Below are 23644 nucleotides of genomic sequence, written 5' to 3'. Positions count from 1 at the left end.
AGGCGGAGTGTCAGTCAACAGAAATACCGACTGATCCACCGCTTTCGCGAGCAAGCCCGCTCCCACATTAGGTTCTGCTGTGTTCCCGATATTTATTGCGCGTCAAACGCCTGCCCGTTGATCCCGGCACTGTCCGGCCCCATCAGGTACAGGTACACCGGCATGATCTCTTCCGGCGCCGGCCGCTCCATCGGGTTTTCACCCGGATACGCCTGGGCGCGCATGCTGGTGCGTGTGCCGCCGGGGTTGATGCTGTTGGAGCGTACCGCCGCCACATCCTCGAGTTCGTCGGCCAGGGTTTGCATCAAACCTTCCGTGGCAAACTTCGACACCCCATAAGCCCCCCAATACGCCCGGCCCTTGCGCCCGACGCTGCTGGAGGTGAACACCACCGACGCATCCTGGGACAGCTTGAGCAGCGGCAGCAAGGTGCTGGTCAGCATGAACATCGCGTTGACGTTCACGTGCATCACGCGCATGAAGTTTTCACCGGACAACTGCTCGATCGGCGTGCGTGGGCCGATGATCGAGGCGTTGTGCAGCAACCCGTCGAGGTGGCCGAAGGCCTTTTCGATCATCGCCGCCAGCTCATCGTATTGATGCGGCAGTGCCGTCTCCAGGTTGAACGGAATCACCACCGGCTGCGGGTGGCCTGCGGCTTCGATCTCGTCGTAGACCTGGGCCAGGTTGGCTTCGGTCTTGCCCAGCAGCAGCACCGTGGCGCCATGGGCCGCGTAGGTTTTCGCCGCCGCCGCACCAATCCCGCGACCGGCACCGGTCACCAGGATGACGCGGTCTTTGAGCAGTTCTGGACGTGCGGAGTAATCAAACATAAATAGCCTCGACAAAATTCAACAGATTGCTAACACCACGCTTGAGAGTAGTGAAGATCCCCTGTGGGAGCGGGCGTGCTCGCGAAGGCGGTGGGTCAGTTGACACGTTCATTGACTGCCACGCTGCCTTCGCGAGCAAGCCCGCTCCCACATTCATATCTTCATTGGCCTCAGCAGCTGCACAGCGCGTTATCCAGCACATTGCGCAGCTCCAGCGGGTGATCCACCACCACATCGGCGCCCCAGTGGCGCGGGTTGTCATCCGGGTGGATGTAGCCGTAGGTCACCGCCGCCGTGCGCGTGCCGGCGTCGCGGCCGGACTCGATGTCGCGCAGGTCATCGCCCACGAACAGCACGCTGGCCGGGTCCAGGTCGAGCATCTTGCAGGCCAGGATCAGCGGCTCCGGGTCCGGCTTGCTGTTCTTCACATGGTCCGGGCAGATCAACAGCGCCGAACGCTCGGCCAGGCCCAGTTGCTGCATGATCGGCTCGGCAAAGCGCACCGGCTTGTTGGTGACCACGCCCCAGATCAGCTTGGCTTTCTCGATGTCTTGCAGCAGTTCTTCCATGCCATCGAACAGCTTGCTGTGGATCGCGCAGCCCTTGAGGTAGCGCTCCAGGAACTCCTGGCGCAACGCTTCAAAACCTGGCGATTCGGGGTCCATGGAAAAGGTCACGGCGACCATGGCGCGGGCGCCACCGGAGATTTCATCGCGGATGTGCTGGTCGTTGATCGGCGCCAGGCCGCGATCGGCACGCATCGCCTGACAGATGGCGATAAAGTCCGGCGCGGTGTCCAGCAGGGTACCGTCCATATCGAAGAGAACCGCTCGCAACTTCACAGGCTTACTCCTCGCGCAGGGTCTGGATCATGTAGTTGACGTCAACGTCGCTGGCCAGCTTGTAGTGCTTGGTCAATGGGTTGTAGGTCAGGCCGATGATGTCCTTGACGGTCAGCCCGGCCTGGCGACTCCAGGCACCCAGCTCGGAAGGACGGATGAATTTCTTGAAGTCGTGGGTGCCGCGCGGCAGCAGCTTCATGATGTATTCGGCGCCGATGATCGCGAACAGGTAGGCCTTGGGGTTGCGGTTGATGGTGGAGAAGAACACCTGGCCGCCCGGCTTGACCATGCGGAAGCAGGCGCGGATCACCGAGGACGGGTCTGGCACGTGCTCGAGCATTTCCAGGCAGGTGACCACGTCGAACTGCTCGGGCATTTCCTCGGCCAGGGCTTCGGCGGTGATCTGGCGGTATTCCACGCTCACGCCGGATTCCAGCTGGTGCAACTGGGCCACGGCGAGCGGGGCTTCGCCCATGTCGATCCCCATCACGGTGGCTCCGCGCTGGGCCATGGCTTCGCTGAGGATGCCGCCGCCGCAACCGACGTCCAGCACCTTCTTGCCGGCCAGGTTGACGCGTTCGTCAATCCAGTTGACCCGCAGCGGGTTGATGTCGTGCAGGGGCTTGAACTCGCTCTCGCGGTCCCACCAGCGGTGGGCGAGGGCTTCGAATTTGGCGATTTCGGCGTGGTCGACGTTGCTCATGGTGAATCCTCTAAACCTGATAAATCGTGTGGTCGGTGCCCGGCGCGCACGCCCGGCACCGGCGTTATTCGTGGTGTCCGCTGATGCGTTGGCCCCAGGCAATGGCCGTGGCGGTCAACTGTTGTTCATCCATGCGGGTCAATTGCCGGTCGTCGAGCAACTGCTTGCCGGCGACCCAAAGGTGTTTCACGCAATCGCGTCCGGTGGCATATATAAGCTGTGAGACCGGATCGTAGATCGGTTGTTGCGCCAGCCCGGAAAGATCGAAGGCCACCATGTCCGCGGCCTTGCCGACTTCCAGCGAGCCGATTTCGTTCTCCAGGCCCATGGCGCGCGCGCCATTGAGCGTCGCCATGCGCAGTGCGCGGTGGGCATCCAGAGCGGTGGCCGAGCCGGCGACAGCCTTGGCCAGCATCGCCGCTGTGCGGGTTTCGCCCAGCAGGTCCAGGTCATTGTTGCTGGCGGCGCCGTCGGTGCCGATGGCCACATTGACGCCAGCCTGCCACAGGCGCTCCACCGGGCAGAAGCCACTGGCCAGTTTCAGGTTCGACTCCGGGCAATGGATGATGCTGGTGTTGCTTTCTACCAGCAAAGCCAGGTCGTCCTCGCTGATTTGGGTCATATGAACGGCCTGGAAGCGCGGGCCGAGCAGCCCGAGGCGGCCCAGGCGTGCCAGCGGCCGTTCGCCGGTCTGCTCGACGGCCTGTTGGACCTCGAAGGCGGTTTCGTGCACATGCATATGGATCGCGGCGTCCAGTTCCTCGGCGATCACGCGGATCTTTTCCAGGTTGGCATCGCACACGGTATAGGGCGCGTGGGGGCCGAAGGTGATCTTGATGCGCGGGTGGTGCTTGAGGTCGCCGAACAGCTCGATGCCCTGGCGGATCGCCTCATCGGCGCTGCTGGCGCCGGGAATCGGGAAGTCGAGGATCGGAATCGCGATCTGCGCGCGCATGCCGCTGTTGTGCACGCAATCGCTGGCGACCTTGGGGTAGAAATACATGTCGGAGAAGCAGGTGATGCCGCCCTTGAGTTGCTCGGCGATGGCCAGATCGGTGCCGTCCCGCACAAAGGCCTCATCGACCCATTTGGCTTCGGCGGGCCAGATGTGCTTTTCCAGCCATATCATCAGCGGCAGGTCATCGGCCAGGCCGCGAAACAGGCTCATCGCCGCGTGCCCGTGGGCGTTGATCAGGCCCGGGCTGAGCAGCATGCCCGGCAACTCGCGGACCTCGGTGGCCGCCAGTTTCAGCGCGGCGGCCCGTGGGCCGATAAAGGCAATGCGCCCATCGCGGATCCCCAGGGCATGCTCCTTGAGCACCACGCCGGCAGGTTCGACAGGCACCAGCCAGGTCGGCAGGAGTAATAAGTCGAGCGGGGCGGCAGTGGCGGTCATCGCAGGCTTCTTCCGGGGCAGCTATAAAAGAAGGGCGAAGTATACCCGAGCGTCCAGGCTGGCGGATCGCTATAATCGGCGGCTTTTGTTGATGAGTACGGGGTGAGGGATGCGCGATCGACTGTTGGCAGCGGAGAAAGTGAAGGCCATCGATTGGCGTGATGGCGCACTGCACCTGCTCGATCAGCGTGTTTTGCCCTCCCGCGAAAGCTGGGTGGTGTGTTCGACGGTCGAAGACGTCGCCGCTGCCATCCGCTCGATGACCGTGCGTGGTGCGCCGGCCATCGGCATCAGCGCAGCCTACGGGCTGGTGCTCTCCGCCCGTCGACGCATTGCCGAAGGCGGTGACTGGCAGGCGGCATGGGAAGAGGACTACGCGTTGCTGGCCGATTCGCGTCCGACAGGGTCGAATCTGTTCTGGGCCCTCAAGCGCATGCGTGACCGCCTCGACCGTCTCAAGAAGCACGCCGACCCGGCCGCGGTGCTGGAAGCCGAAGCCATCGCGATCCACGAAAGCGACCGTGAAGCCAACCTGAGCATGGCGCAGTTGGGCCTTGAGCGGATTCGCAAGCACCAGGGCAATGCCCAGGCGATCCTCACCCATGGCAATGCTGGCGCCCTGGCCACCGGGGGTGTCGGCACGGCCCTCGGGGTGATCCGCGCCGCCTTCCTGGAGGGGTTGGTCGAGCATGTCTACGTCAACGAAACGCGCCCCTGGCTGCAGGGCTCGCGGTTGACGGCCTGGGAGCTGGCGGGCGAGGGGATTGCGACCACCGTCAATGCAGACTCGGCCGGCGCGCATATCCTCAAGACCAAAGGGGTGACCTGGGTGGTCGTCGGCGCCGACTGCATCGCGGCCAATGGTGATGTGATCGGCACGATCGGCACTTATCAGCTGGCGGTGTGTGCCATGCACCATGGTGTGCGCTTCATGGTGGTGGCGCCGAGTTCGACGCTGGACCTGATGATGGCCACTGGCGAGGACGTCGCCCTGGAAGAGCGCGACGCGGGCGAGTTGCTGGAAGTCGCCGGGCAGCGTTTGGACGCGGCGGCTTTCAACCCCGTGTTCGACGTGACTCCCGCCGACCTGATCGATGTGATCGTGACTGAAAAAGGCATCGTCGAGCGGCCGGATACCGCCAAGCTGGCCAAGTTGATGTGCCGTAAACGATTGCATTGAGGGTGTTGCGGCCTGGGAGATTGCTATTGCTGGCAAGCCAGCTCCTGCGGTGGCAGTGCGCACTGTGCAACATTGTAGGAACTGGCCTGCCGGCGAACCCCCTCAAATGTCAACAAAACCATTGGATCCATACGCAAAAAATAGCACCAAGGCATCTCTGAGCCCCTCTCGTCGCCCTTAAGCCTGTCATCCGTCAACTTACTATGCTCCATGCGCATCAGGGGGATAGGTGCGTGGCGGCGATTGTGATAACATCCGGCGGTTTCCAGGGCTGCCCCGAGGGGTGGCCTATAACGTGCAGATCCGTGTCATAACTCGTTGATTTGTCGTAAGTCGTTGTCAGGCACTGTGCCGGCAGCGGCGAGCTTCGTTCGTCCCATATGGATGTGACGAAGTTTCACCCGAAAAAGGAATCAGGCTTCTCATGGGCGAACTGGCCAAAGAAATCCTCCCGGTCAATATCGAAGACGAGCTGAAACAGTCCTACCTCGACTACGCGATGAGCGTAATTGTCGGTCGGGCACTGCCTGATGCGCGCGATGGCTTGAAGCCCGTGCACCGGCGTGTGCTGTTCGCGATGAGCGAGCTGGGTAACGACTGGAACAAGCCGTACAAGAAATCTGCCCGTGTTGTCGGTGACGTGATCGGTAAGTATCACCCTCACGGCGACACTGCGGTGTACGACACCATCGTTCGGATGGCCCAGCCGTTTTCCCTGCGCTACCTGCTGGTAGACGGCCAGGGCAACTTCGGTTCGGTCGACGGCGACAACGCCGCGGCCATGCGATACACCGAAGTGCGCATGACCAAGCTGGCGCACGAGCTGCTGGCCGACCTGCATAAAGAAACCGTGGACTGGGTGCCGAACTACGACGGCACCGAAATGATCCCGGCCGTCATGCCGACCAAGATTCCAAACCTGCTGGTCAACGGCTCCAGCGGTATCGCCGTGGGCATGGCCACCAACATCCCGCCACACAACCTCGGTGAAGTCATCGACGGTTGCCTGGCCCTTATCGACAATCCTGAGCTGACTGTCGATGAGCTGATGCAATACATCCCCGGTCCGGACTTCCCGACCGCTGCGATCATCAACGGTCGCGCCGGTATCATCGAAGCCTACCGCACCGGTCGCGGGCGCATTTACATGCGCGCCCGCTCGATCATCGAAGACATCGACAAGGTCGGTGGTCGCCAGCAGATCGTCATCACCGAACTGCCGTACCAGTTGAACAAGGCCCGGCTGATCGAGAAGATCGCCGAGCTGGTCAAAGAGAAGAAGCTCGAAGGCATCACCGAGCTGCGCGACGAGTCCGACAAAGACGGTATGCGCGTGGTGATCGAGCTGCGTCGTGGCGAAGTGCCTGAGGTTATCCTCAACAACCTCTACGCCCAGACCCAGCTGCAAAGCGTGTTTGGTATCAACGTGGTAGCACTGATCGACGGCCGCCCGCGCATCCTGAACCTCAAGGATCTGCTCGAAGCCTTCGTTCGTCACCGCCGCGAAGTGGTTACCCGCCGTACCGTATTCGAGCTGCGCAAGGCCCGCGAGCGCGGCCACATCCTGGAAGGCCAGGCAGTTGCGCTGTCGAATATCGACCCGGTGATCGCCCTGATCAAGGCCTCGCCAACCCCGTCGGAAGCCAAGGAAGCGCTGATCAGCACCCCTTGGGAATCCAGCGCCGTGGTGGCCATGGTTGAACGCGCCGGCGCCGACTCGTGCCGTCCGGAGACCCTGGACCCGCAATACGGTCTGCGCGAAGGCAAGTACTTCCTGTCGCCGGAACAGGCCCAGGCCATCCTGGAGCTGCGCCTGCACCGCCTGACCGGCCTGGAGCACGAGAAGCTGCTGGCCGAGTACCAGGAGATCCTCAACCAGATCGGTGAGTTGATCCGCATCCTCAGCAGCGCCGTGCGCCTGATGGAAGTGATCCGCGAAGAACTGGAAGTGATCCGCGCCGAATATGGCGACGTGCGCCGCACCGAAATCCTCGATGCGCGTCTCGACCTGACCCTGGGTGACATGATCCCGGAAGAAGAGCGCGTCGTGACCATTTCCCACGGTGGTTATGCCAAGACCCAGCCCCTGGCTGCGTACCAGGCCCAGCGTCGTGGTGGTAAAGGTAAATCGGCTACCGGCGTGAAGGATGAGGACTACATCGCTCACCTGCTGGTCGCCAACAGCCACACCACGCTGCTGCTGTTCTCCAGCAAGGGCAAGGTGTACTGGCTCAAGACCTACGAGATCCCGGAAGCCTCGCGTGCCGCCCGTGGTCGTCCGTTGGTCAACCTGCTGCCGCTGGACAGTGATGAGTACATCACCACCATGCTGCCGGTCGAGGAATACACCGAAGGTCACTTCATCTTCATGGCGACCGCCAAAGGCACCGTGAAGAAGACCCCGCTGGAATCCTTCAGCCGTCAACGCAGCGTGGGCCTGATCGCCCTGGAGCTGGACGAAGGCGACGTACTGATCTCCGCCGCCATTACCGATGGCGAGCGTGAAGTCATGCTGTTCTCCGACGGCGGCAAGGTCACGCGCTTCAAGGAATCCGACGTCCGCGCCATGGGCCGTACCGCCCGCGGTGTGCGTGGCATGCGCCTGCCGGAAGGGCAGAAGCTGATTTCGATGCTGATCCCGGAAGAAGGCAGCCAGATCCTCACGGCTTCCGAGCGTGGTTATGGCAAGCGCACCGCCATCAGCGAGTTCCCGGAGTACAAGCGTGGCGGCCAGGGCGTGATCGCCATGGTCAGCAACGATCGCAACGGCCGTCTGGTCGGCGCGGTCCAGGTGCTCGACGGCGAGGAGATCATGCTGATTTCCGACCAGGGCACACTGGTACGTACCCGTGTGGCTGAAGTGTCGAGCCTGGGCCGTAACACCCAGGGCGTGACGCTGATCAAGCTGGCCAAAGACGAAAAACTGGTGGGCCTGGAGCGTGTGCAGGAACCATCGGAAGTCGAAGGCGAAGAGCTGGAAGGTGAAGAATTCGACGGCGAGGTGATCGCAGCAGGCGATGACAACGTCGACGAGCCAACCCTCGATGCTGCCGCAGACGAAGAAGAACCGCAGGAATAAGCGGACACACAGGGGGCGGATGAAGATTCGCCCCCTTGTTGTTTGTCCCTTGTGAAATAACACGTCCTTTGGCTGGACGCGCTCAATGTGGGAGCTGGCTTGCCCGCGATGGCAGCGCCACGGTATCACTGCGCTACCGAGGTGCCCTTATCGCAGGCAAGCCAGCTCCCACAAGGGTTCGCTCCAGAGAAAGGTTGTTGCCGAACATGATTGCAGCCCCACCAGATCAGAGTGAGATTGGATGTGAGCAAGAGAGCCTATAACTTCTGTGCCGGTCCCGCGGCGCTTCCTGAAGCAGTCCTGCAGCGTGCGCAGGGTGAACTCCTCGACTGGCATGGAAAAGGCCTCTCCGTGATGGAAATGAGCCATCGCAGCGATGAGTTCGTGTCCATTGCCACCAAGGCCGAGCAGGATCTGCGCGACTTGCTGGACATCCCATCCAACTACAAAGTGTTGTTCCTGCAGGGCGGCGCCAGCCAGCAGTTCGCCCAGCTGCCCCTGAACCTGCTGCCGGAAGACGGCACCGCCGACTACATCGACACCGGTATCTGGGGCCAGAAGGCCATTGAAGAGGCTTCGCGCTACGGTCACGTCAACGTTGCCGGTACCGCCAAGCCCTACGACTACTTCGCCATTCCCGGCCAGAACGAGTGGAAGCTGTCGAAGGACGCGGCCTACGTGCACTACGTCGCGAACGAAACCATCGGCGGCCTGGAATTCGACTGGGTACCGGAAGTAGGCGACGTCCCGCTGGTGTGCGACATGTCCTCGGACATCCTCTCGCGCCCGATCGATGTGTCCAGGTACGGCATGATCTACGCCGGCGCGCAGAAGAACATCGGCCCGAGCGGCATCCTGGTCAACATCATCCGCGAAGACCTGCTGGGTCGTGCCCGTTCGCTGTGCCCGACCATGCTCAACTACAAGGTCGCGGCCGATAACGGCTCGATGTACAACACCCCGCCGGCGTTCGCCTGGTACCTGTCCGGCCTGGTCTTCGAGTGGCTCAAGGAGCAGGGCGGCGTGGCTGCCATGGGCAAGCTGAACGAAGAGAAGAAGCGCACCCTGTACGACTTCATCGACGCCAGCGGCCTGTACAGCAACCCGATCAACCTGACCGACCGCTCGTGGATGAACGTGCCGTTCCGCCTGGCCGATGACCGCCTGGACAAGCCGTTCCTGGCCGGTGCCGACGCGCGCGGCCTGCTGAACCTCAAGGGCCACCGTTCGGTCGGTGGCATGCGCGCCTCCATCTACAACGCTGTCGACATCCACGCCATCAACGCGTTGGTGGCCTACATGGCAGAGTTCGAAAAGGAACACGGCTAATGTCTGAGCAAGAACTCAAGGCCCTGCGCGTGCGCATTGACAGCCTGGACGAGAAAGTCCTGGAGCTGATCAGTGAGCGCGCGCGGTGCGCCCAGGAAGTGGCACGGGTAAAGATGGCCTCCCTGGCTGAAGGCGAAGTGCCAGTGTTCTACCGGCCTGAGCGTGAAGCCCAGGTGCTCAAGCGCGTGATGGAGCGCAACAAGGGCCCATTGGGCAATGAAGAGATGGCGCGGTTGTTCCGTGAAATCATGTCTTCCTGCCTGGCGCTGGAGCAGCCACTGAAAGTGGCTTACCTCGGGCCTGAAGGCACCTTCACCCAGGCGGCGGCCATGAAGCACTTCGGCCACGCGGTGATCAGCAAGCCAATGGCGGCGATCGACGAAGTGTTTCGTGAAGTGGCGGCCGGTGCCGTGAACTTTGGCGTGGTGCCGGTGGAAAACTCCACCGAAGGCGCGGTCAACCACACGCTGGACAGCTTCCTCGAGCACGACATGGTGATCTGTGGCGAAGTCGAGCTGCGCATCCACCATCACCTGCTGGTGGGCGAGAACACCAAGACCGACAGCATCAGCCGTATCTACTCCCACGCCCAGTCGCTGGCCCAGTGCCGCAAGTGGCTGGACGCGCATTATCCGAATGTCGAGCGCGTGGCGGTGTCCAGCAATGCCGAGGCGGCCAAGCGGGTCAAGGGTGAGTGGAATTCGGCGGCCATTGCCGGTGACATGGCGGCGGGCCTGTATGGCCTGACGCGCCTGGCCGAGAAAATCGAGGATCGCCCGGACAACTCCACGCGGTTCCTGATGATCGGCAACCAGGAAGTGCCGCCGACCGGCGACGACAAGACGTCGATCATCGTCTCCATGAGCAACAAGCCCGGCGCGCTGCATGAGCTGCTGGTGCCGTTCCACGACAACGGGATTGACCTGACGCGTATCGAGACTCGTCCTTCGCGCAGCGGTAAATGGACTTACGTGTTCTTTATCGACTTCGTCGGCCATCACCGCGACCCACTGGTCAAGGGTGTGCTCGAGAAAATCAGTCAGGAAGCCGTGGCACTCAAAGTGCTGGGCTCTTACCCGAAAGCGGTTTTGTGAGGCTTTAACATGAGTGGCAACTTCCTCGCCCTGGCTCAGCCGGGCGTGCAACAACTGTCGCCTTACGTTCCAGGCAAGCCTGTGGACGAGCTGGCGCGTGAGTTGAACCTGGATCCTTCGAAGATCGTCAAGTTGGCCAGTAACGAAAACCCGCTGGGCCCAAGCCCCAAGGTGTTGGCGGCCATTCGGGAGGAGCTGGCCGAGCTGACCCGCTACCCCGATGGCAACGGCTTTGCGCTCAAGTCCCTGCTGGCGCAGAAGTGCCGGGTCGAGCTGAGCCAGGTGACCTTGGGCAACGGTTCCAACGACATTCTCGAGCTGGTCGGCCGTGCCTACCTGGCGCCGGGCCTCAACGCGGTGTTCAGCGAACACGCGTTTGCGGTTTATCCGATCGTGACCCAGGCGGTCGGCGCTGATGCACGCATCATTCCTGCGAAGGAGTGGGGCCACGACCTGCCGGCCATGCTGGCAGCCATCGACGCCCAGACCCGTGTGGTGTTCATCGCCAACCCGAACAACCCGACGGGCACCTGGTTCGACGCGCAGGCGCTGAACGACTTCCTGCAGGATGTGCCGGAGCACGTGCTGGTGGTGCTGGACGAGGCCTACATCGAGTACGCCGAAGGCAGCGACCTGCCGGACGGCCTCGACTTCCTGGCGGCCTACCCGAACCTGCTGGTCTCGCGCACCTTTTCCAAGGCCTATGGCCTGGCGTCGTTGCGGGTGGGCTACGGCCTCTCCACGGCGGTCGTCGCGGACGTGCTGAACCGCGTGCGCCAACCGTTCAACGTCAACAGCCTCGCGCTGGCGGCGGCCTGTGCCGCCGTGCAGGATGCCGAATACCTGGAAGAGGGCCGGCGCATCAACGAAAGCGGCATGTTGCAGTTGCAGGCAGGCTTTCGCGAACTGGGCCTGGGCTGGATTCCGTCCAAGGGCAACTTCATCTGTGTCGACCTCGGCCAAGTGGCTGCGCCGGTATTCCAGGGCCTGCTGCGCGAAGGCGTGATCGTGCGTCCGGTGGCTAACTACGGTATGCCGAACCACCTGCGTATCACCATTGGCTTGCCGGCAGAAAACAGCCGCTTCCTGGAGGCGTTGGCCAAGGTTCTGGCTCGTGGTTGATGTCACTGCATTGCAACCTGTTGTGCCTATGATCGGTCGCCTGGTGGTGGTCGGTCTGGGGTTGATCGGCGGCTCCTTCGCCAAAGGCCTGCGTGAGAGTGGGTTGTGTGGCGAAGTGGTCGGTGTGGACCTGGACCCGCAATCGCGCAAGCTGGCGGTCGAGTTGGGCGTGGTGGATCGCTGCGAGGCGAACCTGGCACTCGCATGCCAGGGCGCTGACGTGATCCAGTTGGCGGTGCCGATCCTGGCCATGGAGAAATTGCTGGCGGTATTGGCGGGCATGGACCTGGGGCAGGCGATCCTGACGGACGTCGGCAGCGCCAAGGGCAACGTAGTGCGCGCGGCGCAACAGGCGTTTGGCGGCATGCCCGCGCGCTTCGTGCCGGGCCATCCGATTGCCGGTTCCGAGCAGAGTGGTGTGGAGGCATCGAATGCGCAGCTGTTCCGGCGCCATAAGGTGATCCTGACGCCGCTCGAGCAGACCGATCCTGCGGCGTTGGCCGTGGTTGACCGGCTGTGGCGTGAGCTGGGCGCTGACGTGGAGCATATGCAGGTCGAGCGCCACGACGAAGTGCTGGCGGCGACCAGTCACTTGCCGCATCTGCTGGCATTTGGCCTGGTGGACTCGCTGGCCAAGCGCAATGAAAACCTCGAGATTTTCCGTTACGCCGCCGGTGGCTTTCGCGATTTCACGCGGATTGCCGGCAGCGACCCCGTGATGTGGCACGACATCTTCCTCGCTAACCGCGAAGCGGTGTTGCGCACCCTGGACACCTTTCGCAGCGACCTCGACGCCCTGCGCGACGCGGTTGATGCCGGGGATGGCCATCAGTTGTTGGGCGTGTTCACCCGTGCGCGGGTGGCGCGTGAGCATTTCAGCAAGATCCTGGCGCGCCGGGCCTATATGGAAACTGCCGTGAACGCCGATGACCTGACCTTCCTCGCCAGCCCGGGCGGCCGCTTGAGCGGACGTATCCGGGTGCCGGGTGACAAGTCGATCTCGCATCGCTCGATCATGCTCGGCTCTTTGGCTGAGGGTGTGACAGAGGTCGAAGGTTTCCTCGAAGGTGAAGACGCCCTGGCGACGTTGCAGGCTTTTCGTGACATGGGGGTCGTCATCGAAGGTCCGCACCATGGGCGCGTGACCATTCATGGCGTGGGCTTGCATGGCTTGAAAGCCGCGCCGGGGCCGATCTACCTGGGTAACTCCGGCACATCCATGCGGCTGCTGTCGGGGTTGTTGGCGGCGCAAAGCTTCGACAGCGTGTTGACTGGCGATGCGTCCTTGTCCAAGCGCCCGATGAGCCGCGTGGCCAAGCCGCTGCGGGAAATGGGCGCGGTGATCGAGACCGGTCCGGAAGGGCGTCCGCCATTGACCATCCGCGGCGGCCAAGTGTTGAAAGGCCTGGCCTATTCGATGCCGATGGCCAGTGCACAGGTCAAATCCTGCCTGTTACTGGCCGGGTTGTACGCCGAGGGCGAGACTTCGGTGACCGAGCCCGCGCCGACCCGTGACCATACCGAGCGCATGTTGCGCGGTTTTGGCTACCCGGTGGCGGTGAGTGGCGCGACCGCGTCGGTGCAATCGGGTCATGCACTGACCGCTACCCATATAGAAGTGCCGGGGGATATTTCCTCGTCGGCGTTTTTCCTGGTGGCGGCGTCGATTGCCGAGGGTTCCGAATTGTTGCTGGAGCATGTCGGCGTCAACCCGACGCGGACCGGGGTGATCGATATCCTGCGGCTCATGGGCGCAGATATCACCTTGGAAAACCCGCGTGAAGTAGGCGGCGAGCCTGTCGCGGACCTGCGTGTGCGTGCTGCGGCCCTGAACGGTATCGAGATCCCCGAAGCTTTGGTGCCGTTGGCGATCGATGAGTTTCCGGTGCTGTTTGTCGCGGCGGCCTGTGCCAAGGGCCGCACTGTGTTGCGCGGGGCGCAGGAGCTGCGCGTGAAGGAATCCGACCGTATCCAGGTCATGGCCGACGGTCTGTTGGCGCTGGGCGTGAAGTGTGAACCGACTCCCGATGGGATTATCATTGACGGTGGCCTGATGGGCGGTGGTGAAGTGCACGCCCAGGGTGATCACCGGATTGCCATGGCGTTCAGTGTGGCTTCCCTGCGGGCGACGGCACCTATTCGTATCCGTGACTGCGCCAATGTTGCTACGTCTTTTCCGAACTTTCTTACACTGTGTGCCCACGTCGGCATCCGTGTTGCCCAAGAGGCTCAATTGTGAATATCAAAGCACCGGTGATTACCATCGACGGGCCAAGTGGCTCGGGCAAAGGCACGATCGCCGGCATCCTGGCCAAGCGCCTGGGCTGGTGTCTGCTCGATTCCGGCGCGCTGTACCGCCTGCTGGCGTTTGCCGCACGCAACCATGGCGTCGACCTGACCAACGAAGAATCGCTGAAGCTGCTGGCGGCGCATCTTGATGTGCAGTTTGTCGGGGCGACGGAAGGTCATCCCCAGCGCATCATCCTTGAAGGCGATGATGTGACCGATGACCTGCGCAATGAACAAGTCGGTTCCTGGGCCTCCCAGGTTGCCGCGCTGCCGGCCGTGCGCGATGCCTTGCTGCAGCGTCAGCGGGCGTTTCAGGAGCCGCCGGGCCTGGTCGCCGATGGTCGCGACATGGGCACGGTGGTGTTTCCGGAGGCGCCGCTGAAGATTTTCCTCACCGCCAGTGCCGAGGAGCGGGCGCGCCGCCGCTACTTGCAGTTGAAGGGCAAAGTCGATGGTGTTAGTCTGTCGAGTCTGCTAGATGAGATCCGTGCACGCGATGAGCGTGATACCCAGCGCGCAGTAGCCCCGCTAAAGCCGGCGGCTGATGCCATACAGCTGGATTCCACGGAGTTGTCCATCGAGCAGGTGCTGGAACGCATCTTGAGCGAAATCGCCATTCGCGATATCGCCGGGTGACCAAGAAGGCCGCAGGGGACCAGTCATAGTCCTGGGGCGCTTCTTCTAATTGAAACTAACCCACACCGTCTGGGGTGTGGAGATGGGCGTATTCTTCGCCCTTATCAACAGGAATTAAAATGAGCGAAAGCTTTGCGGAACTCTTTGAAGAAAGCCTAAAAACCCTGAACCTTCAGGCAGGCTCCATCATCACCGGTGTTATCGTTGATATCGATTACCAAGCTCGCTGGGTAACCGTTCACGCTGGTCTGAAGTCTGAAGCTCTGATCCCGCTGGAACAGTTCTACAACGATGCTGGCGACCTGACTATCAATGTCGGTGACGAAGTTCACGTTGCTCTGGACTCGGTTGAAGACGGTTTCGGTGAAACCAAGCTGTCCCGTGAAAAAGCCAAGCGCGCTGAATGCTGGATTGTTCTCGAAGCAGCCTTCGCAGCTGAAGAAGTGGTCAAGGGCGTTATCAACGGTAAGGTTAAAGGCGGCTTCACTGTCGACGTTAACGGCATCCGTGCGTTCCTGCCAGGTTCTTTGGTCGACGTTCGTCCAGTGCGCGACACCACGCACCTGGAAGGCAAAGAACTCGAATTCAAGGTCATCAAACTCGACCAGAAACGCAACAACGTTGTCGTTTCCCGTCGCAGCGTCCTGGAAGCAGAAAACTCCGCCGAGCGTGAAGCTCTGCTGGAATCCCTGCAGGAAGGCCAGCAAGTCAAAGGTATCGTCAAGAACCTCACCGATTACGGCGCATTCGTCGATCTGGGTGGCGTCGATGGCCTGCTGCACATTACCGACATGGCTTGGAAGCGTATCAAGCATCCTTCCGAAATCGTCAACGTTGGCGACGAGATCGATGTCAAGGTTCTGAAATACGATCGCGAGCGCAACCGTGTTTCCCTGGGCCTGAAGCAGCTGGGTGAAGATCCATGGGTTGCTATCAAAGCCCGTTACCCAGAAAGCACTCGCGTGACCGCGCGCGTTACCAACCTGACCGACTACGGCTGCTTCGCAGAGCTGGAAGAAGGCGTGGAAGGCCTGGTACACGTTTCCGAAATGGACTGGACCAACAAGAACATCCACCCTTCGAAAGTCGTACAAGTCGGCGACGAAGTGGAAGTTATGGTTCTGGACATCGACGAAGAGCGTCGTCGTATCTCCCTGGGCATCAAGCAGTGCAAATCTAACCCATGGGAAGATTTCTCTGGCCAGTTCAACAAGGGCGATAAAATCTCCGGCACCATCAAGTCGATCACCGATTTCGGTATCTTCATTGGTCTGGACGGCGGCATCGACGGCCTGGTTCACCTGTCCGATATCTCCTGGAACGAAGTGGGCGAAGAAGCTGTTCGTCGTTTCAAGAAGGGCGACGAGCTGGACACCGTTATCCTGTCGGTTGACCCAGAGCGCGAGCGTATCTCCCTGGGTATCAAGCAGCTGGAAAGCGATCCGTTCTCCGAGTACGTTCAAGAGAACGACAAAGGCGCAATCGTTAAGGGCACTGTGAAAGAAGTTGACGCTAAAGGCGCCATCATCACTCTGGCCGACGATATCGAAGCGACTCTGAAAGCCTCCGAAATCAGCCGTGACCGCGTTGAAGACGCGCGCAACGTTCTGAAAGAAGGCCAGGAAGTAGAAGCCAAGATCATCAGCGTTGACCGCAAGAGCCGCGTAATCCAACTCTCCATCAAGTCGAAAGACGAGATCGAAGAGAAAGAAGCCATCCAGAGCCTGCGCGACAAGCCAGCCTCGTCGGATGCTCCAGTTGACACCACTCTTGGTGCTCTGCTGCGTGCGCAAATGGAAAAACAGAACTAAGTTCTGTCAGACCATAGAAAAAGGGCGACTTCGGTCGCCCTTTTTTGTGCCTGAAATTCGTTGAATCAACATCGAGAACCAAGACGCGCAGCTCACTGTCAGAACTGACTATAGTCTTCATGAAAGCTGTTCCAGCGTGGTTGTTTTGATAAGGATTTAAATGAACAGGCTTATCGTGCTATTTGCAGTGCTAGTAGTGCTTGCAGGTTGCTCCAGTACCAGCGCCAAGACCCACGCCAAGCGTGGAGTCAGCGGCATCGAGATCGATTGCTCGGGCTTGGGCAACAAATGGGAGAAGTGCGAGAAGCGCGCCGCCCGCGAGTGCAAGATGCAGGGCTACAAGGTGATCACCCGTTCCAGTGATGCCAAGGACGAAGAGGGCGACTACCTGTTCGGCTGGAACCCTGCTGGCGCCGTAACCCGTACCATGCTGGTGATCTGCAATTGATGGCGTCGCGCCGGCCATAAAGGCTTCCATCTATCCCGCAGATAAGTTGCTGCGCGGGCTGTTCAAATTCATCAAGTCATGCTAAAACCTTCGAAGCGCTTTTCCTAGCTGCTTGAAAAAGAAGGGAAAAATATGACGAAGTCGGAGTTGATCGAACGAATTGTCACCCATCAAGGGCTGCTCTCATCCAAGGATGTCGAGCTGGCCATCAAGACCATGCTCGAGCAAATGTCCCAGTGCCTGGCTACCGGGGATCGGATTGAGATCCGTGGGTTTGGCAGCTTCTCCCTGCACTACCGCGCACCGCGTGTGGGGCGGAACCCCAAGACTGGGCAGTCGGTGAGTCTGGATGGGAAGTTTGTGCCTCATTTCAAGCCGGGGAAGGAGTTGCGGGATCGGGTGAATGAGGATGAGGAAGAAAGCGTCTGAGTGTTTTTAAGAGAGGGAGGGTCAAAAGTATGCGCGGAATTAAGCGTATTGTTGCGGTATTGACAGTGTTGCTCATAGCCTTGATGGTTTTGGCATTCATACTTGAGAACCAGCAGAAGACGACGCTTTCGGTGTTGGGCTGGTCCACATCGCAAATGCCTGTTTCAGTCTTTGTAGTATTAGCGCTTATCGTTGGTTTGCTTGCTGGTCCCGTATTGGTTTTATTGTTTCGCCGAAAATCGCATAAGCAGTCTTTTTCGTCCGCGAGTTAGTTGTGGGGCGTGTGTTGAAGGCGGCGTGGTCTGTCGCAAGGCGATATGCAGTCTGCCTGGTTTCCGGTGTGGTGCCGGTGTCAGTGTAGGTGTGATCATTGCCGGATAAGTAGCCTTCGACGAGAGTGGCTGTCCATCCAAAAAATGAATCTGATCTCGCTTTGCTTTCTGCAGGGCATTCAGGTTCTTCAGCTTTGATGAATAGGCTGGAGTTCATCAATTTATCAATGCCACTGTCTTGCATGCGCTATATTTTTAGCCGGGATGGTGAGTTGATTTAGATATAAAGCCCCTAGTCTGAGTTTCTATCGAGTGCGCGGCGCTTTCTTTCGGGAGAACTATGCTCTCGGTGTTGGCGATCGCCGAGTTCTCTTCGTCCTTCTCTGCATGTCATGAGGTTTGTTGCCGCGCTTTCCGTGAGGAAGAGATCTTTAGCTGTTGTTAGGGAGGGCTTGGTGTGTTTATTAGAGTGTGTATAAATATTAAAATGCCGCGTCTATATTAAGGGGTCACTGGCAAGTTATAGGTATTACAACTATTTCGGAGTGTGTTGGCCGTGTTCGTTCCTGTACGCGATGGATGTAGCGCCTTCATGTGATGAGGGGAGTTCAGTGGATGTATCGAAAAATGCGATAGGCTTTACAGTTCGCTCGATGCTGTCCATTTTCAGAATGGGAGCAGGTCAACTAGGAATGGATTGGCCGCAGATTTTTCTCGACCCCGAAAAGCACCTTCGGTGAACCCCGAAGCGAACCGGGGCAGGTGCTGCCGTGAGGGCGGCTGCCGGCATCGGTGAGTGAAGGCTCCGACATATCTATCACGGTGCCGGGCCCTCACGCCGGAATCTTTATGCGGATTTTGGGGCGAAGCTATGATTTAATTCGTGCCATGTCTGATACGAAGCGACTCGCTTTCGGAAAGCTACCCTTGGTACACCATGCACCATGATTGTCTGTCCGCAAAAAGGATAGGTGTGTATCCGGTCGCCGTCGGGCGGTGGACCGATTTGAGGGAGGTCGCCATTTGAAGGGCCACAAGCTGACTTTCAAATTTATATAGTTTAATTGGAGCGTTACTGATGCACCTGCAGAAGCTGGCCAGTGTTACCAAGTTCAAAAATAAGGAAGCGTTGATCGGGATTGTTGGCCTTGGGTATGTCGGTCTGCCTTTAATGCTTCGTTACAATGCGATTGGCTTTCGCGTGCTTGGCATTGATATCGACGTGGAGAAGGTCGACGACCTTAACGCCGGTAAGAGTTATATCGAACATATTTCTTCCGCCAAGATTGCCGCAGCGCGTAATTCGGGGTTTGAAGCAACAGTTGATTTTGCCCGAGTGGCAGAGTGTGATGCGTTGATCTTGTGCGTACCCACGCCCTTGAACAAGTATCGCGAACCTGACATGAGCTTCGTCATCAACACCACTGATGCGATCAAGCCTTATCTGCGTGCTGGTCAAATCGTATCGCTTGAGAGTACCACTTACCCGGGTACGACCGTTGAGGAGCTGCTGCCCCGCGTTCAGGAAGGCGGTCTTGTAGTGGGCGAGGATATCTTCCTGGTGTATTCACCAGAGCGCGAAGACCCGGGGAATCCAAATTTCGAAACCCGTACGATCCCGAAAATTATCGGCGGTGACACAGCAGCATGCCTGGAAGTTGGGACGGCGCTTTATGAGCAGGCGATCGATCAGGTTGTGCCTGTCAGCTCAACCAAGGCAGCAGAAATGACCAAGCTGCTGGAAAATATTCATCGCGCCGTCAACATTGGCCTTGTCAACGAGATGAAAGTCGTTGCCGACCGCATGGGGATCGACATTTTTGAAGTGGTGGATGCCGCAGCCACGAAGCCATTCGGCTTCACCGCTTATTACCCAGGCCCGGGCCTGGGGGGGCACTGCATTCCGATCGACCCGTTTTATCTGACGTGGAAGGCGCGTGAGTATGGCTTGCATACCCGCTTCATTGAGCTGTCCGGGGAAGTCAACCAGGCAATGCCTGAGTATGTTGTCAGTAAGCTTGCAGATGGCCTCAATGAGCGTGGTAAGCCGCTCAAGGGCAGTAAAATCCTGGTGCTCGGGATCGCCTACAAGAAAAACGTGGACGATATGCGTGAGTCGCCATCGGTGGAAATTATGGAGATGCTCCAGGCTAAAGGCTGCACCATTGCCTACAGCGATCCGCATGTTCCGGTTTTCCCCAAGATGCGTGAACACCATTTTGATCTCGGGAGCGTAGAGCTGACGTCAGAAACGTTGGCAGGCTTTGATGCGGTTGTGTTGGCAACTGATCATGAGAAGTTCGATTACGAGCTGATCAAGACGTCCGCCCAGCTGATTGTGGACAGTCGCGGCAAGTACCGTGAAGCAGCGCCTCATATTGTGAAGGCATAATCTGCCATCTTGATTGATACGCCCTCCCAGCCCCCCGACAAGGGTGTGCTGGGACTCCTCGAATGCTTTAGGAAGACTCAATGAAAAATTTCGCTCTTATCGGTGCTGCCGGATATATCGCGCCCCGCCACATGCGCGCGATCAAAGACACTGGCAACGTGCTGGCTTCGGCGTATGACATCAATGACTCGGTCGGTATCATCGACAGCCTATCCCCAAACAGCGAATTCTTTACCGAGTTTGAGCGTTTTCAAGAACATGCTTTTCGCCTGAAGCGGGATCCAAATACCGCACTCGATTACGTCGCTATCTGCTCGCCAAATTATTTGCATCACGCACACATTGTTGCCGGCTTGCGTCTTGGGTGCGATGTCATTTGCGAGAAGCCGCTTGTACCGACCACTGAGATCCTTGATGAGCTTGCTCGTGTAGAGGTGGAGACCGGTAAGCGCGTATTTAATATTCTTCAGCTTCGTCACCATCAAGCCATTCTCGACTTGAAAGCAAAGGTTGCCAGCGAAAAGAGAGAAGATAAGTACGAAGTAGAGCTTACCTACATGACATCGCGTGGCAAGTGGTATATGGAAAGCTGGAAGGGCGATCCACGCAAGTCATTTGGTGTTGCGACCAATATCGGTGTCCACTTTTATGACATGTTGCACTTCGTTTTTGGCAAGCTGGAACGCAACGTCGTGCACTTTGTTAGTGAATACAAGGCCGCAGGTTACCTGGAGTACGAAAAGGCAAAAGTACGTTGGTTCTTGACCATTGACGCTAATGATTTGCCGGCCTCCGTTAAAGGCAAAAAATCGACCTATCGCTCTATCACCGTAGAGGGTGAAGAGTTGGAGTTCTCGGAGGGGTTCACCGATCTTCATACCACGAGTTATCAGGAAATATTGGCCGGTCGTGGTTATGGAATAGAAGACGCTCGCCATTGCGTACAGACAGTCGAGGCGATTCGTGCTGCCACCGTTGTGAGGCCCGAAAATGGAGAGGGTCATCCGATCCTTTCTGAATTACTAAAATAACATCGACCTGATGGATGGCTGGTGAAGCCATCCACTTCTACTCCTGTTGAGAAGTTGAGCAAGCTTAGTGAACCTGATTGGAACAAGAAATGCGCCTGGTTTCGTTGCTGAAGCAGGACTCTCTGACGCGAAGCTCAAATTCCGCGGTGATGTGCAGGGACTGCGAGCCATTGCGGTCCTTGCAGTAATAATTTTCCATGCGCAAAGAAGTTGGCTCCCTGCTGGCTTTATAGGCGTAGATATTTTTTTTGTAATTTCCGGTTTCTTGATTTCTTCTATCATTATTGAACGTGAAAAAGCTTTTAGTTGGGGCGGTTTTTACTGGCAACGGGTCAAGCGCATCGTGCCCGTGTATATCGTCATGCTTGTGGTCGTGACCTGTATCTCTTCGATTTTATTTATTCATAGTGATTTCTCCTACTTTAAGAAATCTTTGGTTTCTGCCTTTTTCTTTCTGAGTAATCAATATTTTTCCGGTTTTGGCAGCTATTTCGCTCCGGGGGCACATGAGCTCCCCTTACTGCATACATGGTCGTTGGCTATTGAAATGCAGTTCTATGTTTTCTTGCCGGCCTTGATTTTGTGGACACCACGCAAGTGGCTGGGTCCGTTGTTGGGTGGGATGTGTGTTGCTTTTTTTGTTTACGCAGAATGGGCGCTGAGCCTTCCGGAAAACTCAAAGCACGTCTATTTCTCGCTTGCGGCGCGAGTGCCTGAGTTTCTGGTAGGTGCGTTCATTGCCGTTGCAGGTGTTGGTAATCGTTGGTCATCCCAGGTTGCCTCCGTGGTTTCGGTTGCCGGTTTAGCCTTGCTGGGTGCTTGCTTCGTTTACATAGACGAAAAGCATTTCCCTGGGGTTTCTGCTGTCTTGCCGTGCTTGGCAACCGGCATGCTGATTGCGGCAAAAGGCAGTTTCGTTAGCCAATTTATTTCCACGCGGGCTTTTGTGTGGTTGGGGGCCCTCTCTTATTCGCTTTATCTCTGGCATTGGCCGGTCTTGGCGTTCATGCGTTATTACCTGGGTCATGATGAGTTACCGGGTGTGTGGTTGTTCAGTTTTGTCGTCATCACTTACTTGCTTTCTTGGATGTCCTTCCGGTGGGTGGAAGAGCCTGCGCGAAGAGGGCGTGGAATGTGGGGGCGTGCCTTGGGAGCGGGGGTTATTATGCTTGTCGCCACGCTCGTCTACATTTTGAGTTCGCGGCTCAATGGTTCTGTTGAAACACCCCTGCCCGTGGAGATGACCCGTTATGCATCCGGCGCGGAAATATGCCACGGGCAGATCGTGGGTGACTGTGTGCGAGGAGATCATGCCGAAAAGCCAAGTGTGCTGGTGCTTGGTGACAGCCACGCTGCACAATTGAATGAGTTTTTTGACGTCGTCGGCGAGAAAAACAAATTTTCTGCGAGAGTTATTACCGGAAGCAGTTGCGTACCGATTCCTGGGTTTGATGTTGAGCGGTTACCCGAGTTTGCCCAGGCCTCTTGTCGCTCCCAGATCTCTGCGCTGGCGCCTTATGTGGAGCAGGCCCGAGTTATTGTTGTCGCTGCAATGTGGCAATGGCAGGCCCCAAACCCGGCATTCATGACTGCGTTTTCGAATTTTCTGGAACAGACAACTAAACGCAATGTGCGTGTCATTGTCCTTGCTCAAGTGCCGATGTTTGATGTCAGTTTGCTTCGGGTGCGACGTTTTGAAGCGCTTGGCTTGCCTACTCGCGTCAGTGAAGACAAGGATTGGCGGCAGGAGAATGCGAAGGTCGCCGCTGTTGTCGGCCACTACAAGGGGGCTGAGTTCTTAGATTTATCCCGCAGCGAGTTTTTTGCAGACGCTCCTTATCATCAAGGCCAACTTATTTACATGGATAATAGTCATCTCAATGAAATAGGTGCTCGCGCGTATGGCGTATTTGCTACGCCGCTGATCGAAACATTGTTAATGCCTCGGCTCTGAATGGACTATCAGGTATGGCTTATGTTTTCTGATCGTGATTTTTCACTTATCGGATACGTTCCGGAGAGGCCTGAGCGCATTATTTGCGGTTGTGCCGTCGTTGCCTTTCGAGGCACAAGGGACAGCGAAATCAGGCTATCAAATCGGAAAGGAGGCGCGCATTGAAGCGGCTAGCCATTTTGGGAGCGGGGGGGCATGGAAAGGTAGTGGCTGACACTGCCGAGTCTTGTGGTTGGCAGTGCATAGAGTTCTTCGCAGATGACTGGCCCGCGCGCACGCTAAATGGCTATTGGCCGATCACCGGTGACACGGCCTCGCTGCTAAGTAGAGTCGGGGAGTTTGATGCGGTCATAGTTGCGATCGGAAACAACAGCGTGCGCCTTGCTAAAGTAGAGGCCTTGGAGGCGGCGGGAGCGCAGTTGGCTACCTTGGTACACCCTTCGGCAGTGATCAGCCCTCGTGCATTGGTTGGTGCCGGCTCAGTCGTGTTCGCGGGCGTCGTGATAAATGTGGATGCGCGGGTGGGTCGAGGGACTATCCTTAACACCGGATGCAGTGTTGATCATGACTGTCAGTTGGGAAACTTTACTCACATAAGCCCTGGCGCCAGACTCGCCGGTGGTGTTCAGGTGGGTGATCTGAGTTGGGTTGGTATCGGCGCGAGCGTGAAACAATCGATACAGATTGGTCAAAAAGTAATTGTCGGTGCTGGCTCTGTAGTGGTGAGCGACATCACTGACTCACTCACCGTGGTCGGAGTGCCTGCAAAGGCCTTGTAAATGGGGGCGCACGTACAGCGTCTTA

20 protein-coding genes are annotated in these 23644 nt (G+C 58.5%); 15 read left to right on the top strand and 5 right to left on the bottom strand.

Going from position 1 to position 23644, the window contains the following annotated elements:
• Positions 1 to 92: 92 nt before the first annotated feature.
• The 4 genes from AC07SI_RS15670 to AC07SI_RS15655 form a co-directional block, all read right to left on the bottom strand.
• Positions 93 to 833: a YciK family oxidoreductase gene (locus AC07SI_RS15670; RefSeq protein ID WP_065901843.1), complete on the bottom strand. Its 741-nt coding sequence runs from the start codon at positions 831 to 833 to the stop codon at positions 93 to 95.
• A 170-nt stretch (positions 834 to 1003) separates the two neighbouring features.
• On the bottom strand, positions 1004 to 1675 hold the full coding sequence (mupP, locus tag AC07SI_RS15665; RefSeq protein WP_495006029.1) for an N-acetylmuramic acid 6-phosphate phosphatase MupP: 672 nt from the start codon (positions 1673 to 1675) through the stop codon (positions 1004 to 1006).
• A gap of 4 nt (positions 1676 to 1679) precedes the next feature.
• Entirely contained in the window at positions 1680 to 2378 is a 699-nt protein-coding gene (ubiG, locus tag AC07SI_RS15660; protein WP_003172645.1) for a bifunctional 2-polyprenyl-6-hydroxyphenol methylase/3-demethylubiquinol 3-O-methyltransferase UbiG, read from the bottom strand.
• A 64-nt stretch (positions 2379 to 2442) separates the two neighbouring features.
• On the bottom strand, positions 2443 to 3774 hold the full coding sequence (locus AC07SI_RS15655) for a TRZ/ATZ family hydrolase (protein WP_495006028.1): 1332 nt from the start codon (positions 3772 to 3774) through the stop codon (positions 2443 to 2445).
• A 109-nt stretch (positions 3775 to 3883) separates the two neighbouring features.
• On the opposite strand from AC07SI_RS15655, the gene mtnA reads away from it, so the two are divergent.
• The 11 genes from mtnA to AC07SI_RS15600 all read left to right on the top strand — a co-directional run bounded on the left by mtnA (position 3884) and on the right by AC07SI_RS15600 (position 17463).
• Positions 3884 to 4954 (top strand): S-methyl-5-thioribose-1-phosphate isomerase, encoded by a 1071-nt coding sequence (gene mtnA / locus AC07SI_RS15650; RefSeq protein ID WP_495006027.1) that lies wholly within the window; start codon positions 3884 to 3886, stop codon positions 4952 to 4954.
• A 424-nt stretch (positions 4955 to 5378) separates the two neighbouring features.
• Positions 5379 to 8033 carry a DNA gyrase subunit A gene (gene gyrA / locus AC07SI_RS15645; RefSeq protein ID WP_028619469.1) on the top strand — a complete coding sequence of 885 codons (2655 nt, stop codon included), beginning with the start codon at positions 5379 to 5381 and terminating at the stop codon, positions 8031 to 8033.
• A gap of 243 nt (positions 8034 to 8276) precedes the next feature.
• Positions 8277 to 9362 carry a 3-phosphoserine/phosphohydroxythreonine transaminase gene (gene serC, locus AC07SI_RS15640; RefSeq protein WP_065901837.1) on the top strand — a complete coding sequence of 362 codons (1086 nt, stop codon included), beginning with the start codon at positions 8277 to 8279 and terminating at the stop codon, positions 9360 to 9362.
• On the top strand, positions 9362 to 10456 hold the full coding sequence (gene pheA / locus AC07SI_RS15635; protein WP_034096534.1) for a prephenate dehydratase: 1095 nt from the start codon (positions 9362 to 9364) through the stop codon (positions 10454 to 10456). The genes serC and pheA overlap by 1 nt, the downstream gene beginning before the upstream one ends.
• Positions 10457 to 10465: 9 nt before the next feature.
• Positions 10466 to 11578, top strand: a complete 1113-nt coding sequence (hisC, locus tag AC07SI_RS15630; protein ID WP_106804783.1) for a histidinol-phosphate transaminase — start codon at positions 10466 to 10468, stop codon at positions 11576 to 11578.
• A 28-nt stretch (positions 11579 to 11606) separates the two neighbouring features.
• Positions 11607 to 13817 (top strand): bifunctional prephenate dehydrogenase/3-phosphoshikimate 1-carboxyvinyltransferase, encoded by a 2211-nt coding sequence (locus tag AC07SI_RS15625; RefSeq protein WP_495006026.1) that lies wholly within the window; start codon positions 11607 to 11609, stop codon positions 13815 to 13817.
• The gene (gene cmk / locus AC07SI_RS15620) at positions 13814 to 14503 is read left to right on the top strand and encodes a (d)CMP kinase (protein WP_003172653.1); all 690 of its coding nucleotides are present in this window, start codon (positions 13814 to 13816) and stop codon (positions 14501 to 14503) included. Before AC07SI_RS15625 ends, cmk begins: the two co-directional genes overlap by 4 nt.
• 119 nt (positions 14504 to 14622) lie before the next feature.
• Positions 14623 to 16314 carry a 30S ribosomal protein S1 gene (rpsA, locus tag AC07SI_RS15615; RefSeq protein WP_065901832.1) on the top strand — a complete coding sequence of 564 codons (1692 nt, stop codon included), beginning with the start codon at positions 14623 to 14625 and terminating at the stop codon, positions 16312 to 16314.
• 160 nt (positions 16315 to 16474) lie between these two features.
• Entirely contained in the window at positions 16475 to 16762 is a 288-nt protein-coding gene (locus AC07SI_RS15610; protein ID WP_065901830.1) for a hypothetical protein, read from the top strand.
• A 132-nt stretch (positions 16763 to 16894) separates the two neighbouring features.
• Positions 16895 to 17191 carry an integration host factor subunit beta gene (gene ihfB, locus AC07SI_RS15605; protein ID WP_008437689.1) on the top strand — a complete coding sequence of 99 codons (297 nt, stop codon included), beginning with the start codon at positions 16895 to 16897 and terminating at the stop codon, positions 17189 to 17191.
• 29 nt (positions 17192 to 17220) lie between these two features.
• Positions 17221 to 17463 carry a LapA family protein gene (locus AC07SI_RS15600; protein ID WP_495006025.1) on the top strand — a complete coding sequence of 81 codons (243 nt, stop codon included), beginning with the start codon at positions 17221 to 17223 and terminating at the stop codon, positions 17461 to 17463.
• On the opposite strand, the gene AC07SI_RS15595 is transcribed toward AC07SI_RS15600, so the two are convergent.
• On the bottom strand, positions 17378 to 17707 hold the full coding sequence (locus AC07SI_RS15595; RefSeq protein WP_495006079.1) for a hypothetical protein: 330 nt from the start codon (positions 17705 to 17707) through the stop codon (positions 17378 to 17380). The genes AC07SI_RS15600 and AC07SI_RS15595 overlap by 86 nt on opposite strands.
• 834 nt (positions 17708 to 18541) lie before the next feature.
• On the opposite strand from AC07SI_RS15595, the gene wbpA reads away from it, so the two are divergent.
• The 4 genes from wbpA to AC07SI_RS15575 all read left to right on the top strand — a co-directional run bounded on the left by wbpA (position 18542) and on the right by AC07SI_RS15575 (position 23619).
• Positions 18542 to 19855, top strand: coding sequence for a UDP-N-acetyl-D-glucosamine 6-dehydrogenase (wbpA, locus tag AC07SI_RS15590; protein ID WP_495006024.1), 1314 nt, complete (start codon positions 18542 to 18544; stop codon positions 19853 to 19855).
• An 80-nt stretch (positions 19856 to 19935) separates the two neighbouring features.
• Positions 19936 to 20886, top strand: a complete 951-nt coding sequence (locus tag AC07SI_RS15585) for a Gfo/Idh/MocA family protein (RefSeq protein ID WP_201143774.1) — start codon at positions 19936 to 19938, stop codon at positions 20884 to 20886.
• Positions 20887 to 20953: 67 nt separating this feature from the next.
• Entirely contained in the window at positions 20954 to 22840 is a 1887-nt protein-coding gene (locus tag AC07SI_RS15580; protein ID WP_495006023.1) for an acyltransferase family protein, read from the top strand.
• 161 nt (positions 22841 to 23001) lie between these two features.
• Complete coding sequence (locus AC07SI_RS15575) at positions 23002 to 23619, top strand: acetyltransferase (RefSeq protein WP_495006022.1); 618 nt, start codon at positions 23002 to 23004, stop codon at positions 23617 to 23619.
• Positions 23620 to 23644: the final 25 nt, after the last annotated feature.

It is taken from the genome of Pseudomonas sp. GW821-FHT05D12 (genome assembly GCF_059419825.1).
Note: the sequence above shows the minus strand (reverse complement) of the source record. Positions and strands in the feature narration are given on the sequence as shown.